Source organism: Cohnella sp. GbtcB17, from assembly GCF_019091135.1.
Classification (GTDB): Bacteria; Bacillota; Bacilli; order Paenibacillales; family Paenibacillaceae; genus Cohnella.
Genome location: NZ_JAGXJW010000055.1, coordinates 13114 through 28812, shown reverse-complemented (window position 1 = coordinate 28812; position 15699 = coordinate 13114). Strand labels below are relative to the sequence as shown.

Genomic DNA, 15699 nt, shown 5'->3' with positions numbered 1-15699 from the left:
TCACAATTAAGGGGAGAGGTTTCGCATGCGAAAGGGGAAATCGGCTACCGCGGTACTCGCCGGCGTCATGCTGTTCGGCGCGATGCTGTCGGCTTGCGGAGGCAATAACAACAACGGCGCGGCAAGTCCGTCCGGCACGGCGACGGCAGGGGCAAGCGCAGGCGCCAGCGGCGCAGCAAGCCCAAGTTCGACGGCCAAGGCGGAGGAAGAGGTCACGCTCAAGTTCTACTTCGGCGGCGACAAGAAGGCGGCCACCGACGAGGTATGGTCCAAGATTAGCGACTATGTCAAGGATAAAGGACTGAACGTCAAGTTCGACATCAACTTTATTCCGTTTAACGACTTCAAGGACAAGATGCTCGTCATGGCGGCTTCCGGCGACAACTGGGACCTGAATTTCGACGGCGACTGGCTGTCCTACAACCAGATGGCGGCCAAAGGCTCCTACATGGCGCTGAACGACCTGCTGCCGCAGTATGCGCCGAATCTGTACAAGAAATACGAGGAGCAGGGCACGCTCTCCGCGGCGACGATCGACGGCAATATCGTCGGCCTGCCGTGGACGATGAAGATGAACCAGCGCCAATTCGTCACCTGGCGCTCGGATCTGACCGAGAAGGCGGGCATCAACGTAACCAAGGATTCGGTCAAGACGATCGAGGATACGGAAAACCTGCTGCGCGAGCTGCGCAAGGCCTATCCGAACATGAAGCTGAACCGCACCGGCCCGCTGACGCTCATCAAGATTCGGGAAGAGTGGATCGACCTGAACCAGCACGGCCTCGGCTACTACCTGAGCGATCCGGCGATGAAAATCCAGCCGATCGAGCAGCAGCCGTTCTACAAGGAAGCCGCGGTCAAGGCGCGCCAGTGGTACGACGAGAAGCTGATCAACCGCGACGCGATGATCGACAAGACGGACGGGGCGGCCGAGTGGCGCAACGGCAAGTCGGTGTTCACGCTCACCTCGCACGAATGGGTCAACGCCGATCCGGGCTTCTCCGATCCGTCGTTCAAGCTGGAGTCGTCGCTCATCTATCCGGACAAAAAGCAGGTGAACCGCACGCCGCTCGCCAACGTCGCCGCGATCAACCGCAACTCCAAGCATCCGGACCGCGTGCTGCGCTTCCTCGACATGATCGAGACGGACCGCACGCTGTACGATCTGGTGCAGTACGGCATCGAGGGCAAGACGTACAAGCTCGACGGCGATACGGCCGTCTATCCCGACGGCATGAGCACGACGACGAGCAACTACATGGAGTGGGGCGGCCAGTGGGCGTTCTGGAAGCCGCAGTTCATGCGTCCGACGTCGACCTACCCGAAGGACTTCTGGCTGCACGAAGCCGAGTTCGCCAGCGAGCCGATCAACGTCAACTCGCCGCTCGACGGCCTGTTCGTCTCCGAGGAGCCGATGAAAAACGAGCTGGCCAAGCGCGACCAGGCAATCGAGGAATTCAACAAGCCGATCGAATTCGGTACGGTGAAGGACCCGGAAAAAGCGGTCGACGACTATATCGAAAAGCAAAAGAAAAACGGCCTCGACAAAATTATCGCGGAAACGCAAAAGCAGGTCGACGCCTTCCTCGCAGCCAAGAAGTAATACGCTTATGAACGGCGGGAGCCCGCCTCGAACTCATCATAGCTGTCGATGATTCGCGGGGGGCTTCCTTTTCTTTTGTCCAAAACAGGGTTTAGGAGGGAAATGAGATGCGTGCATTCAGGAAAAGAAGCTTTAGCGCGTGGGTATCGGGCTTGCTGGCGGTACTGCTGCTGCTCGGCAGCTGGCCGGGCGACGCGCCGGGCCGGACGCTAGAACGGGCAAGCGCGGCGGAGATTCCGGCTGAAAATCCGGCGGGAACTTCGGAAGGAAATGAAAGCGTTAGCATATTACTCGGAGCCGCGCCGGAGGCGCACGGGATCGTAGCCAGGCCAGGAGACGGGGCGCCGGAAGGGCTCGTCACGGGCGAGGCGGGCGGCCGCGCATACTGGCAAACGAACCGGTCCGCGGACGACGAGAGCAAGCGAATCCTGTATTTTTACATGAACGTCGACGAGGGCTATTCCGTAAACATGGCGGCGTACGACGTCGAAGTGACGGTCGATTATTACGACGCTGGCGGCGGCAAGCTCGTGCTGCAATATGATGCGCAGGGCGAGGGCAACGGCTTCAAGGATGCGCCGCTATTCAGCTACGGCGATACGGGCGCCTGGAAATCGCATACGTTCAAGCTGACCGACGCGAACTTCGCCAACCGGACAGGCGGTTCGGACTTCCGCCTCGGCATCGAAGGGGGCGGCGCGAGCTGGCAGACGAACGCAGAGCTGAAGCTCGCGAAGGTCGTCGTGACCAAGACGCTGAAGGCGACTGCTGCGGACGAGGCGAGCATCGCGCTCGGCGAGACGGCGGTCGAGCATGGCATTGCGGGACGAGGCGGGGACAACGAGTCCGGTCTCGTGAAGGGCACGCTGGACGGCAAAGGTTATTGGAAAACGAATCGCGGCGCGCCGGGCGACCGCACGCTTTACTTGTACATGAACGTGGACGACGCCTATTTGTTCGACAATGCGGACAAGGACGTCTATGTGACCGTGGAGTATCTGGACCAGGGCGGCGGCAGCTTTGTGCTGCAATACGATGCGCTGTCGGCGGCATTTAAAGACTCGCCGCTGTTCACGTACGGCAACAGCGGGCAATGGAAGACGAAGACGTTTAAGCTCATCGACGCCAGATTCGCCAACCGGACGAACGGCTCGGACTTCCGCATCGGCATCAGCGGCGGCGGCAACCCGGACAACAATCCGGACCTGACCGTGGCGCGCGTGTCGGTCAAAAAGGTCGCGCGAACGTCGACGGCGACACAGACGAAGGTGTACGATACGCAATTTGTGACGGATGACGTCGTCATCGCGGACTTCAGCGTGAGCGACTTCGGCGCGAAGGCCGATGGCGCGAGCGATGACACCGCCGCGTTTCAGGCCGCGCTCGATGCGGCCGGCGGCAACGGAGGCGGCGTCGTGTTCGCGCCGGCAGGCACCTACCGGCTGAACGGCCATCTGAACGTGCCGACCGGGGTGAGGCTGCGCGGCGACTGGATCTGCCCGGACGAGACGGGCGGGCAGGGGTTGGGCACTATTCTGGCGTCGTACGGCGGGGGGGGGCAGGCGGACGGCGAGAGGTTTATCCCGCTGCAGCCGGGGTGCGCCGCCACGAATCTGTCGGTGTGGTATCCCGAGCAGTCGCTCTCGGATCCGTCTGCGTATCCGTGGACGTTCGAGCAGCTGCCGGGCGACAGCGCGACGATGGAGAACATCACGCTGGTCAACAGCTATGGCGGCATCAAGATCGGACCGGAGTGGAACGAGCTTCACTATGTGAAAAATCTGTACGGCACCGTGCTTCATACAGGCATTTTCCTCGACTTTACGACCGATATCGGCAGGCTGGAAGGCATCCGACTGGCGCCGTCGTACTGGGCAACGTCCGGGTTGGCCGGCGCGCCGGACGCGGGACAGCTGCGCGCCTATACGACGACGCATGCAGAGGGTATCGTGATGGGCCGTTCCGATTGGGAGTACATGTCGGATATCCGTCTGTCGGGCTTCGACAACGGCATGCGGGTGACGACGCGCACCGGCTCCGCCGAGACGGCGAACGCGCAGGTATACGACGTTCACGTGAGCGACAGCCGGATCGGACTGAAGATTGAAGGCGTCAACGATTACGGGCTGCTGGTGACGCGCAGCAGCTTCGCCGCGGGCGTCGGCGAATCGCCGGCCGCGATCTACGCGACGGCGGGCTTCCACTCGATCGCGCAGTTCCAGGACGTGCAAGTCGACGGCAGCGGGGGCCGCGCGGTCGTCGGCGAAGGCAGCGGCGTGCTGTCTTTCGAAAACGCGGCGTTCGCGGGTTGGGACGATGCTAACGGTAGTTATGCGATCGAGCTGGGCGGCGGATCGCTTATTCTCGGGCAGTCAAGCTTTGCGAATGCGGCGAAGCAAGTCAAGCTGACGGGCGCCGCGCAGTCGCTGAATGCGGTGAATTCGGGCCTGGACGGCAGTCTGCAAGTGACGGACGAGAGCCAGGCTGCGGAGGTCAACGTCACGCAGGATGCGAGGTATGTGCTGGACCGGCTGCCGGAAGAGATCGCGACGGACGCCGCGGTAAGGCCGAAACCGGCTGGCCGGCAGCTGTTCGATGCGACCGCGGCGCCGTATATGGCGGACCGGGGCGGCGTCGTTGACGCTTCGGCGGCGATCCAGCAGGCGCTGGACGCAGCGGGCGACGCAGGCGGCGGCACCGTGTATTTGCCTGCGGGCATTTACCGCGTCGATTCGCCATTGTCCGTGCCGACGGGCGTCGAGCTGCGCGGCTCATGGGACGTGCCGCATCATACGATCGGCGGCGGCACGGTGCTGTTCACCCGCTACGGCCAGGGCGCGCCGGAGGGCGCAACCGCGCTGATCACGCTTGCGGCTTCGGCGGGCGTGCGCGGGTTGTCCGTCTACTATGACGAGCAGGACTGGAACAACGTCAAGCCGTACGCCTGGACGATCCGCGGCAAAGGGCACGGGGTTTACGCGATCGATACGACGTTGATCAATTCCTACCAGGGCATCGACTTCGGCACCTACGATACGAGCGGCCATTACATCGATTACGTGGCCGGATCTCCGCTTATGGAAGGCATCTATCTCGGCGGCGGCGCCGAGGGCGGCATGATGCGCAACGTGCAGTTCAATCCTCACTATTACGGGCGCAACAACTATCCGAACCACCCGTCTACGGACGCGGACTTCGACAAGGTGTGGAGCTATCAAAAGGAGCATCTGGACGCGTTCCGCATCGGGCATGTCGAGGGAGAGACGATCTTCAACACCTTCGTCTACGGCTCGCAGTACGGCATCCACTTCGCGGCGGAGAGCGGCGGCAGTCCGGTCGCGACCGTGCTCGGTCACGGCACCGACGGCAGCAAGAAGGGCGTCTACCTGGAAGGCGCGGGAGATGCGGGGCTGACGTTCGTCAACACGGAGCTGGTGTCGATGAGCTCCACGGACAAAGTTTACATTACCCTCGAGGACGGATTTGACGCTGAAGCGCGGTTTTTCAACACCTCGATGTGGGGCGATACGTCGCGCTCGGTCGATATCCGTTCGGGACGGCTGCGGATGCAGCAGAGCAACTTTACGACGGTCGGGGAAAAGGGGATCAACGCGCTCGGCGGCGACGTCGCGCTGTACGATTCGTACTTCCAGCAGCCGCGAACGACGCATGTGTACGCTGGACCCGACATCGAGCGGATGACGATTACGAATAATCTTTTCAAGGGCGGCTTCCAGCTTGTGAACGAAGCCGGCGTCAAGGTCGGCGGCTCGAATCTCGTGCCGGTGGCGCTGCGGCTTGAGAAGACGGCGCTCGACCCGGCGCACAAGGAGCGTTCGAACGCGCGGCTCGTGCTGTCCAACGCGACCGATCCGGCCGCGCTGTCCGGCAAGGTCGAGCTTGTGCAGCCGTCGTCGTATGCGGGACTGCTGAAGCCGATTCGGTTTAAGGGTGTTTCATACGGAGAAAGTGTCAAGATCGACCTGCCTTACCTGGCGGCGGCCTCGCTGAAGTTTAAGGTAACGCTGGACGACGGTCGGACGTATTTGTCCTCGGTGAAGCTCGGGCAGACGTTTGCCGGGCCATTGGCGGGGGCGGCGTCGGATGCGCCTCGTATCGATCTGTCCGCGCAGGACGAGTACGCCGGGGGCGGACGCTCCGGTCCGGCGGATCTGAGTGCCGATGCGGGCGTCGCTTGGGAAGACGACAAGCTGTATTTTGACATAATGGTGCGGGACGACGTTCACAAGCAGTCCTATGGCGGCGTCGACATCTGGCAGGGCGACAGCATCCAGCTCGGCATCGACCTGAATCGCGGCGCCGGCGCGGCGAGCAAGCAGGTGAGCGAGCTCGGCTTCGCTTTGCGCGACGACGGCAGTGCCGTCAAGTGGCGGTGGAAGGCGCCGGAAGGCTTGCAGACTGGCGCGCTTGGCGCCGGCGTCGAGGCAACGGTGACGCGCGATGAGGAGGCGGGTGTAACGCATTATGAGATCGCGATACCGCTCGATCAGCTGCACGGCGCGGGGTACGAATTCGATCCGCGCGATGTGCTCGGGTTCACGCTGCTCATGAACGAGAACGACGGCAGCGGGCGCGAGGGCTACATGGAATACAACCAGGGCATCGGCGCGAGCAAGGACTTCACGCTGTACGGCGACTTGTATTTGCTGGACGGCAGCTTTGAACAATGGTCGCTCGCTTCGGCCAAGGCGGCGGTCGCTGCGGCGAAGGTGGAGAAAAGCGATACGGCGATCGACGCGGCGCGAGGCTTCGTGGCGCTGCTGCCGGAGGGCGCGGATCGGACGGCGCTGACGGCGGCGCTGGATGCGCTGGAGGAGGAAGGCGGAGAACCGACAACATCGCCAACGCCAACACCGACACCGGCGCCGACTCCAACGCCTCCGCCGGTGCAGAACGGGTCTACGCCAACGCCTACTCCTACGCCGACGCCGGCAGCCGGGACGGTTACGCTTACGCCTGTTGCTTCGGTTGATGCGGCCAGCGGTCTCGTGCGGGCATCGGTCGGAGAAGGCGAGCTCGACCAAGCCTACGCCAAAGATGGCGTTGAGCTAGTTAAGATCGTATTGCCCAGCGCGGCCGGGGCGACCGGATATGCGGTCGAGCTGCCTGCGAGCGCGCTGGCGGGCGGCGATGCCGACCGGCGGATCGAATTGTCTACGCCGCTCGGCTCCGTCGTAGTGATGGACGATATGCTTGGCGATGCAGAATTGGCCCATGTTGTAGCAGGAAAAGTAACGTTGATCGTGCAGACTGCCAATCGGAAGATTTGGAGCGGGGAACTGCAGGCGCTAGTCGGCGAACGTCCGGCAATCGACGTATCGCTGATGTCCGGCGGCGTGCCGATCGCCTGGAGCAACGGCGAGTCGTCGGCCATTATCTCCGTGCCTTACTCGCCTGCCTCGAACGAAGCCGCACGTCCCGAAAAGCTGACGATCCGCTACATCGACGCGCAAGGGAAGGCGCATCCGGTCGTCAGCGGAAGATATGACGCGGCGCATGGCGTCGTGACGTTCCGGACGACGCATTTCAGTTCGTATGCGGTCGTCTATGTCGACCGGGGCTTTGGCGATCTCGGCCGGGCCGAATGGGCGCGCGAAGCCGTCGAGGCGCTGGCCGCCCGCGGCATCGTGGAGGGGCGCGAAGTCGGCAGCTACGATCCGGGCGCGCCGGTTAGCCGGGCCGACTTCCTGCTGCTGCTCGTGCGGATGCTCGAGCTGAACGGAAAGGCGGGCGGCGCGGCCGCGGACTTCGCCGACGTGGCGGCAGGCGCATATTATGCCGACGCGGTTCGCGTGGGTGCGTCGCTCGGCATCGCCGGCGGCTCCGGCGACGGCCGGTTCCGGCCGGGCGACGCGGTCAGCCGCCAGGAAGCGGCGGCGCTGATCGCTCGCGCGCTGCGCAGCGCTGGCGAAGCGGGGCTGCCCGAAGGCGACGCCGCGGCGCTCGCGGCGTTCGCCGACGCGTCCGAAGCGGCCGCGTACGCAAAGCCGGACCTGGCAGCGCTCGTTGGCGCCGGCCTTTTGCAGGGCTCTGGCGGCAAGCTGCGCCCGCAGGGCCAGCTGACCCGCGCTGAGGCGGCCGTGCTGTTGTACCGCGTCTACGAGCGCGGGTAATAAAAGTGGCGCATCGCCTCTCGAAGAGCAGGCGATCCGCCCGATCGGGCACGCGTGAAGCCCATCGCCTCTCGTAGAGCAGGCGATTCGCCCAATCGGGCACGCGTGAAGCCCATCGCCTCTCGTAGAGCAGGCGATTCGCCCGATCGGGCACGCGCGAAGCCCATCGCCTCTCGTAGAGCAGGCGATGCGCCCGATCGGGCACGCGCCGAGCCCATCGCCTCTCGTAGAGCAGGCGATGCGCCCGATCGGGCACGCGCAAAGCCCATCGCCTCTCGTAGAGCAGGCGATGCGCCCGATCGGGCAGGCGCCGAGCCCATCGCCTCTCGTAGAGCATGCGATGCGCCCGATCGGGCACGCGCAAAGCCCATCGCCTCTCGAAGAGCAGGCGATGCGCCCGATCGTGCACGCGCGAAGCCCATCGCCTCTCGTAGAGGAGGCGATCAGCCCTGACCCACCCGCGCAGGGCAACTGGTGCCTGCCGCAAAAAACAAAAAGAGACGCTCCCTCCCCGGCACATGCCGGAAAGAGGAGCGTCTCTTTTTGCCCCGCGCCGCTCAGCGCGAAGCCGTCGCCTCGGGCGCCGAGCTCATCGGCTCGAGCAGAGCCGTCCGCCAGCTCTCATAAGCCGCGTGCGCTTCGCCGCCGTCGAGCAGCGCCTTGCAGGCGTACAGTCCTTGCTCGACCGACTCGGCCTTGCCCGCCAGGTGCAGCCGAACCGCGCCGTTGAACAGCGTCTGGTTCGTGTACGCCAGATCGGCTTCTCCGCGAAGCACCGCCTCCGCCACGGCTAGCTGATCCGCCGGCGTCCATGTCCGCTCCGGTGGCTGGGCCTCGATGCCGTACGTCTCGGGATCGAAGATTTGCAGGCGGAACTCGCCGTTTTCCACCAGATAGGCTCTGGTCGGGCGGTTGATGTGCAGGTCCTCGGAGCCCTCCGCGCCCTGCACGATGAGCGCTTGCTCGTAGCCGAGCTTGATGAACAGTCTGGCGAGCCGGTCGAACACGGTGTTATGGTACACGCCGAACACGATCCGCGGCGAAGAGCCGAGATCCAGCAGCTTTTCCGCGCTGTTCAGCACCGTACGCATGCCGAGCTCCTCGCGGATCTGGCGCAGCCGTCCGAGCGGCGGGCACCACGCTTCGGTAGACGCGAAAAATACGCCGGACCGCTCGAAAGCGAGCAGCGTCCGCTCGGGCGTCAAGTCTGCGGCTCCGATGCCGACGCACGAGACGATATCCTGCAGCGTGATGCCCCATTTGGGCGGAAGGGAGGCCGTCCCATGCAATGCGGTCGGCACACCGGCCGCTGCGAGCAGGAAGGCGGTCGGAAACGTCGCGTAAAACGACGTTTTGCGGCCGTCGTACGGCCCTGCGCAATCGAGTCCGATACCGAGTCCCTCTGCGCGTCGGGCGTACTTGCGCGCGATTCGGACGAACGCCTCGAGCTCGTCGACGCTCTCCATTTTAATGCGCTCCGCGATAAAAAAGGCGCCGGTCTGCGCCGGCGTCGCTTCCTGCGTCAGGATGGCTTCCGCCGCCAGAACGGCTTCGTCGTAGGTCAGATCGCGGGCGCCGCGCTTGCCGCGGGCGACCTCCTTGAGCAGCTGGATCATCGCTTCGTCCTCCCTTGTTTTTGCTCTTGCAGCAGATTGTAGACATTAACGATGGAGGTCGCGACGTCGACGAGCCGCTTGCGTTCGTTCATCGCCTGCTTGCGCAGGATGTCGTAGGCCTCGGTCTCCGTGATGTTCTTCACTTCGCACAAGATACCCTTGGCCATGTCGATCCACTTGCGCTCTTCGATCTTGGCGAGCAGTTGCCGGCGTTCGAGATGCCACTGCTGACGCTCGAAGCACTGCTTAGCCCCGAACTGCAGCGTCCAGTGAATGTCCGTCGGCTGCATGGATGCGCTGAGCACGCCGTCGGCCATCACGCCATCCTCGCAGGCTTCGACGGACAGCGTCGCGGTCGCTTCGCTGCACCACCACAGGATCGGCACGACTTTCCAGTCGAGGACGCTTCGGCTCCAAGCTTCAATTTCCGGAATGGGCAGATCGAGGATCAAGGCGTCGGCTTCGGCGATTCGCTGTCGCGCCTGTTCTTCCCCCCGCGCCGTCGCAACGGAATAACCGGCCGCGCGCATGACGGACTCGGGCAGCAGCGACTTGGAAGCCGCGGATTCGAGCCGTTCGGCGGCTGTCTGATGGTTGTGAACAACGAGCAATGAACGCATCGACGCCCCCCTCTCCTGACGGTTCGCCATTCCCGATGGAAGGCGACACATTTTCTTCGTTACTTTTTATAACACAAAAGAAAGCGGAGTGTCGAGAGAAAAGATGATTCATTATTTCATGTTATATATATTGACATGATCGTCATTTCGTAATATATTCGGGTTAATCGATCGCGAATACAACGGCGTATTCGGATGAAGCGGCAATGGAGCCTGCTTTCGTAACATGGGAGATTTTCGTTTCCCATGCTGCGAGGCAGGCTTTTTGAGTTTCTAACAAGATATCCGAAACGGGGGAGACGCGAACATGGCGGACAAAAAGAAACTGGTGATGATCGGCAACGGGATGGCGGGCGTGCGGGCGTTGGAGCATCTGCTGAAGCTGGCCCCGGAGTTGTACGAGATTACGATTTTCGGCGCCGAGCCCTATCCGAACTATAATCGCATCATGCTGTCTTCCGTTCTGGCCGGCGGCACCGAGCTTAAGGATATCGTCATTAACGACTGGGATTGGTATTCGGAAAACCGTATCGCGCTGCACGCGGGACACACGGTAACCCGTATCGATACGGAGGCGCGCAAAGTCTATTCGGATCAAGGCATCGAAGCCGCTTACGACACGCTCATCCTGGCAACGGGCTCGCGGCCGTTCATGCTGCCGCTGCCGGGCGCCGACAAAGAAGGCGTCATCGGATTCCGCGACATCGCGGACTGTGAGACGATGTTCGAAGCGTCGCGATCGTACAAAAACGCGGTCGTCATCGGCGGCGGCCTGCTCGGCCTCGAAGCGGCCCGCGGCTTGCTGAACCTCGGCATGGACGTATCGGTCGTCCATATCAGCCCGAACCTGATGAACCGCCAGCTGGACGAACCGGCATCCAAAATGCTGCAAAAGGAACTGGAAGCGCAAGGAATGAAGTTCCTGCTTCGCAAGCAGTCCGAGCTGATCTACGGTAAAAAGCGCGCGAAGGGACTTCGGTTCACGGACGGCAGCGAGGTCGAGGCGGATCTGATCGTCATGGCCGTCGGCATCAAGCCGAACGTGTCGCTGGCCAAGTCCGCCGGGCTCGCGGTCAATCGCGGCATCGTCGTCAACGACTACATGGAGACGAGCGTGCCGAACGTATTTGCCGTCGGGGAATGCGCGGAGCACAGAGGGATCGCTTACGGACTTGTCGCGCCGCTGTACGATCAGGGCGCGGTGCTGGCGAAGCGGCTCGCCGGCGTTGACACGGCAGGCTACGAAGGATCGATGACCTCCACCAAGCTCAAGGTGTCGGGCGTCGACGTATTCTCGGCAGGCCAGTACGAGGAGACGCCGGGCACGCGCGCGCTCCGCTATCAGGATGAATTGGAAGGCGTCTACAAAAAGATCGTCATCGAGAACGATCGTCTCGTCGGCGCCGTGCTGTTCGGCGACACGTCCGACGGCGCGTCACTGTTCTCGATCATGAAAAAGGGCGAATCGATCAAGGGCAAGGAAAAGGAGCTGCTGCTCGGCTTCGCGCCCGGCGGCCAGGCCGCTTCTCCCGCAAGCCGGCTTGAAAGCATGGCCGACGACGAGATCGTCTGCGGCTGCAACGGCGTCTCCAAGGGCGCGATCAAGGAAGCCATCGAGACAAAGGGCTGCGCCACGGTCGGCGAGATCAAAGCCTGTAACAAGGCGACCGGCTCCTGCGGCGGCTGCAAGCCGCTCGTCGAAGGCTTGCTCGGACTCTATGCGGGAGAGCGCGCGGGCGAAGCCGTCAAAGAAGGCATCTGCGGCTGCACGTCGCTGGACCGCGACGAGATCGTCGCCGAGCTGAAGCGTCTGGAGCCGGCCACGATCAAGGAAGCGATGCTCGCACTCGAATGGAAGCAACCGGAGGGCTGCACGAAATGCCGGCCGTCTCTCAATTACTATATGGGCATGCTGTGGGCCGAGCGCTGCCCGGACGAGAGGGTGTCCCGTTTCACCCACGAGCGCTATCATGCCAACATTCAGAAAGAGGGCACCTATTCGGTCGTGCCCCGGATTTACGGCGGCGTCACCACGCCTTCGGAGCTGAAGAAAATCGCGGAAGTCGCGGAAAAGTACGATGTTCCGCTGGTCAAGTTCACGGGCGGACAGCGTCTCGACCTTTTTGGCGTCAAGAAGGAAGACCTGCCGGGCATGTGGGAGGACCTCGACATGCCGTCGGGCCACGCTTACGGGAAAATGCTGCGTACGGTTAAAACTTGCGTGGGCAATACGTTTTGCCGGTTCGGTACGCAGGACGCGATCGGAATGGGCATTCGGCTCGAGAAGGAGTTCGAGCGGATGAACGCGCCGGCCAAGGTCAAATTCGCGGTATCCGGCTGCCCCCGCAACTGCGCCGAGGCGACGATCAAGGATTACGGCATCGTCGCGATCGACGGCGGCTGGGAGCTCCACGTCGGCGGCAACGGTGGCGTCCACGTTCGGGCCACCGACCTGCTGTGCGTCGTGAAGACGGAGGACGAGGTCGTCGAGTGGGGCGGCGCGTTCCTTCAATATTATAGAGAAAACGCCACTTGGGGCGAGCGGACTTCCGTATGGGTGGAGCGCGTCGGCGTGGAAGCCATCAAGGCCGTCCTGGAGGATCCGGAGGAACGCAAAGCGCTTCACGGACGAATCAAGACTTCGCTCAGCTACATCAAAGATCCTTGGAAAGAGATCATCGAGGACAAAGAGCTGCGCAAAAACTTCGAAGCGCTCGCGGTACCCGCGCCGCTCAACTAAGGACTGGAGGCGGAGATCATGACAAAAATGCTGGTCGCTCACGTAGCGGATATCGATGCCAAAGGGGCGCGCACATACCGTCACAAAGAGCTTGAGATCGCCATCTTCAAATTGTCCGACGGACAGATCCGCGCCGTCGAGAACCGCTGCCCGCACAAAGGCGGCAAGCTGTCGGAGGGCATGGTGTGCGGCACCGCGATCCACTGTCCGCTGCACGATTGGAAGATCGACCTGAAGACGGGAAAAGTGTACGAACCGGACGATGGGTGCGTGACGTCGTACGAGACGGAAGTAGACGCAGCCGGCGCGATCTTTATTACGATTTAGACCAAATTTGCGGCAGGGGAGATGAGCGCATGAATTTCGTTAAGCCGGAGGTAACGCGGAAGGCGAAGGTCTACCTAGTCGGCGCCGGTCCGGGCGACCCGGAGCTCATCACGATGAAGGCGGTCCGCTGCATTCGGGAAGCCGACGTCGTCTTGTACGACCGCTTGGTCAACGAGGAGCTGCTGACCTACGCCAAGCCCGACGCCGTGCTGCTCTACTGCGGCAAAAGCCCCGGGCGGCACGCGATGACGCAGCGCCAGATCGAAGCGCTTCTGATCGAGCATGCGCTTGGCGGCCGGACGGTCGTTCGGCTCAAGGGCGGCGATCCGCTCGTCTTCGGCAGGGGCGGCGAGGAAGCGCTCGCGCTCGCGGAACGCGGCATACCTTGCGAGATCGTGCCAGGCGTCACGTCGGCGCTCGGCGCCGCGGCGTCGAGCCGAATCCCGCTCACGCATCGGGACCTGGCCGCCTCGTTCGCCGTCGTTACGGGCAATCGCTGCCGCGAGGATGCCGCGCCGATTCGTTGGGATCTGCTGGCGCACGGCGTCGATACGCTCGTCGTGTATATGGGCATCGGACGGCTGGAGGAGATACGTGCAGAGCTGCTCCGCCACGGCAAGCCGCCGTCGACGCCGGTCGCCCTCATCGAACGGGGAACGACCGACCGGCAGCGCGTCGTGACGGGGGAGCTTGCGCATATTCACAGGCTCGCAGAGGCGATGCGGATCGGCAACCCCGCGTTGATCGTGATCGGAGATGTCGTCCTGGTGCGGGAGCAATTGCTGCTGCTGGAGGCGCAGGCGAGGCTCGCGATCGGGTAGGGTGCGGCACGGCAATTACGATGAAGGCAGAGAGCTTAAATCGTCAAGCGGGATGAAGCAGAGGGAAATTTTGCTTCGTCCCGTTTGCATTTCTGGTTTATGTCAACTTTCTTGTACACGCTTTGGGCAAGGCAGGCGTTTTGAGATATCCCAAGACGGAGGCCAGGCTACACGATGTCGTGCGAAGCTGCGATTGCACCATTATGGTGCTTTCATGCACGGGACCGGCCACTCGCCCTCACGCTAACGCGGCAATCGCACCATTATGGTGCTTCTATGTGCGAAGCTGGCCGCACGACGTCGCGCCTTCATTTCAATCGCCCCATTATGGTGCTTCCATGCACGAAGCTGGCCGCACGACGTCACGCTCGCGCTCCAATCGCACTAATATGGTGCTTCCGTGCACGAAGCTGGCCTCACAATGTCACGCCCACGCAATCGCACCGTTAAGGTGCTACCATACGCGGGACCGTCCGCACAACGTAGCTCCCACGCGCTGCGATCGCCTCGAATCGGATAAGATCGCCGACTTAAGTTTGTCATCGTCTCATTAAGCGCGGCGTACAGGTGAAGTAGAATGAGGCTAGCGTAAGGAGGCGAGCGCGCAAATGGCGAAAATCACCGGCGTCAAATGCATACGGACGAGGCAAAACGGGACATGGACGATCGTGAAGGTGACGACGGACCAGGATGGCTTGTACGGCTTGGGATCGGCGACCGATCTCTATAATCCGGAAGCGGTCGTGCAGATCGTCGAGCAGCTGCTGGGGCCGCTCTTGATCGGCCGGGATCCGGCCAACATCGAGGATCTGTGGCAGCTCATGCACCATAGCGGCTATTGGCGCAGCGGCGCGCTGCTGAACACTGCGATCGGCGGCATCGACATGGCGCTTTGGGATGTTAAAGGCAAGGAAGCCGGATTGCCCGTATACCAGCTGCTCGGCGGGGCAGCGAGATCCGCCGTCGCCTGCTACGGTCACGCGGGAGGCAGGGACGCCGCGGAGCTTCGGGAGGATGTCGCCCGTTTCATCGAGGAAGGCTATACGGTGCTGCGCGTGCAAATGGGCGGCTACGGCGGAGGCGGCTTCATCGGCGCGGACCGCGCCAACGTTCCCCGGGGCGCCGATGCTCGCGGCCACGTATTCGACGAGCACTTATACGTAAACGCGATTCCTGCCATGTTCGAATCCCTTAGAGTGGCATTCGGCGACAATGTCCAGTTTACGCACGATGTACACGAGCATTTGTCGCCGATTCACGCAGTTCGTCTGGCGAGGCGGCTCGAGCCCTACGGTCTGTTTTTCCTGGAGGACGTCCTGCCGCCGGATCAGATCGGCTGGTATCGGCAGCTCCGGCAGCAGTGCGCGACGCCGCAGGCCGTAGGCGAGCTGTTCACGAATCCGCAGGAGTGGGTGCCGCTCATCTCGGAGCGTCTCATCGACTTCATCCGCGTTCGCGTCTCCAAGGCGGGCGGCATCACCGCCTGCCGCAAGATCGCGGCGCTGGCCGAAGCGTTCGGCGTACGCACCGCCTGGCAGGAGGGCGGGGAGAACGATCCCGTCAACCAGGCGGCCGCCGTGCACCTGGATATGACGATCTGGAATTTCGGCATTCAAGAAGTCAATCACTTCCGGCCGGAGGAGCTGGCCGCATTTCCCGGACACATCGAGCGTGCGGGCGGATATCTGTACCCGTCGGCCAAGCCGGGACTCGGCATCGACATTGACGAGACGCTGGCCGCCGCGCTCACGGGCGAGCGCTGGTCGCGCCGCAGCTATCATTCGCCGTACCCGCTGGACCGCAAAGCCGACGGCACGATCGTTCGGCCATGAGAGAGG

Annotated in this window: 8 protein-coding genes; 6 read left to right on the top strand and 2 right to left on the bottom strand. The window is 62.8% G+C overall.

Translation table 11 applies throughout. The features are described 5' to 3' along the window. Window positions 1-25: 25 nt before the first annotated feature. Both KVT38_RS25800 and KVT38_RS25795 read left to right on the top strand, forming a co-directional pair. Window positions 26-1603, top strand: coding sequence for an extracellular solute-binding protein (locus KVT38_RS25800; RefSeq protein ID WP_217596624.1), 1578 nt, complete (start codon window positions 26-28; stop codon window positions 1601-1603). A gap of 107 nt (window positions 1604-1710) precedes the next feature. Continuing rightward, window positions 1711-7737, top strand: coding sequence for an S-layer homology domain-containing protein (locus tag KVT38_RS25795; RefSeq protein WP_217596623.1), 6027 nt, complete (start codon window positions 1711-1713; stop codon window positions 7735-7737). Window positions 7738-8294: 557 nt separating this feature from the next. On the opposite strand, the gene KVT38_RS25790 is transcribed toward KVT38_RS25795, so the two are convergent. Both KVT38_RS25790 and KVT38_RS25785 read right to left on the bottom strand, forming a co-directional pair. Further along, complete coding sequence (locus KVT38_RS25790; protein WP_217596622.1) at window positions 8295-9353, bottom strand: anthranilate phosphoribosyltransferase; 1059 nt, start codon at window positions 9351-9353, stop codon at window positions 8295-8297. Beyond that, window positions 9350-9973 carry an ANTAR domain-containing response regulator gene (locus KVT38_RS25785; protein WP_217596621.1) on the bottom strand — a complete coding sequence of 208 codons (624 nt, stop codon included), beginning with the start codon at window positions 9971-9973 and terminating at the stop codon, window positions 9350-9352. Before KVT38_RS25785 ends, KVT38_RS25790 begins: the two co-directional genes overlap by 4 nt. Before the next feature lie 307 nt (window positions 9974-10280). On the opposite strand from KVT38_RS25785, the gene nirB reads away from it, so the two are divergent. From nirB to KVT38_RS25765, 4 genes are all read left to right on the top strand, one after another. After that, on the top strand, window positions 10281-12713 hold the full coding sequence (nirB, locus tag KVT38_RS25780; protein ID WP_217596620.1) for a nitrite reductase large subunit NirB: 2433 nt from the start codon (window positions 10281-10283) through the stop codon (window positions 12711-12713). Window positions 12714-12731: 18 nt separating this feature from the next. Then, complete coding sequence (gene nirD / locus KVT38_RS25775) at window positions 12732-13040, top strand: nitrite reductase small subunit NirD (protein ID WP_217596619.1); 309 nt, start codon at window positions 12732-12734, stop codon at window positions 13038-13040. 29 nt (window positions 13041-13069) lie between these two features. Then, the gene (gene cobA, locus KVT38_RS25770; RefSeq protein WP_217596618.1) at window positions 13070-13861 is read left to right on the top strand and encodes a uroporphyrinogen-III C-methyltransferase; all 792 of its coding nucleotides are present in this window, start codon (window positions 13070-13072) and stop codon (window positions 13859-13861) included. Window positions 13862-14469: 608 nt separating this feature from the next. Beyond that, on the top strand, window positions 14470-15693 hold the full coding sequence (locus KVT38_RS25765; protein WP_217596617.1) for an enolase C-terminal domain-like protein: 1224 nt from the start codon (window positions 14470-14472) through the stop codon (window positions 15691-15693). Window positions 15694-15699 lie beyond the last annotated feature (6 nt).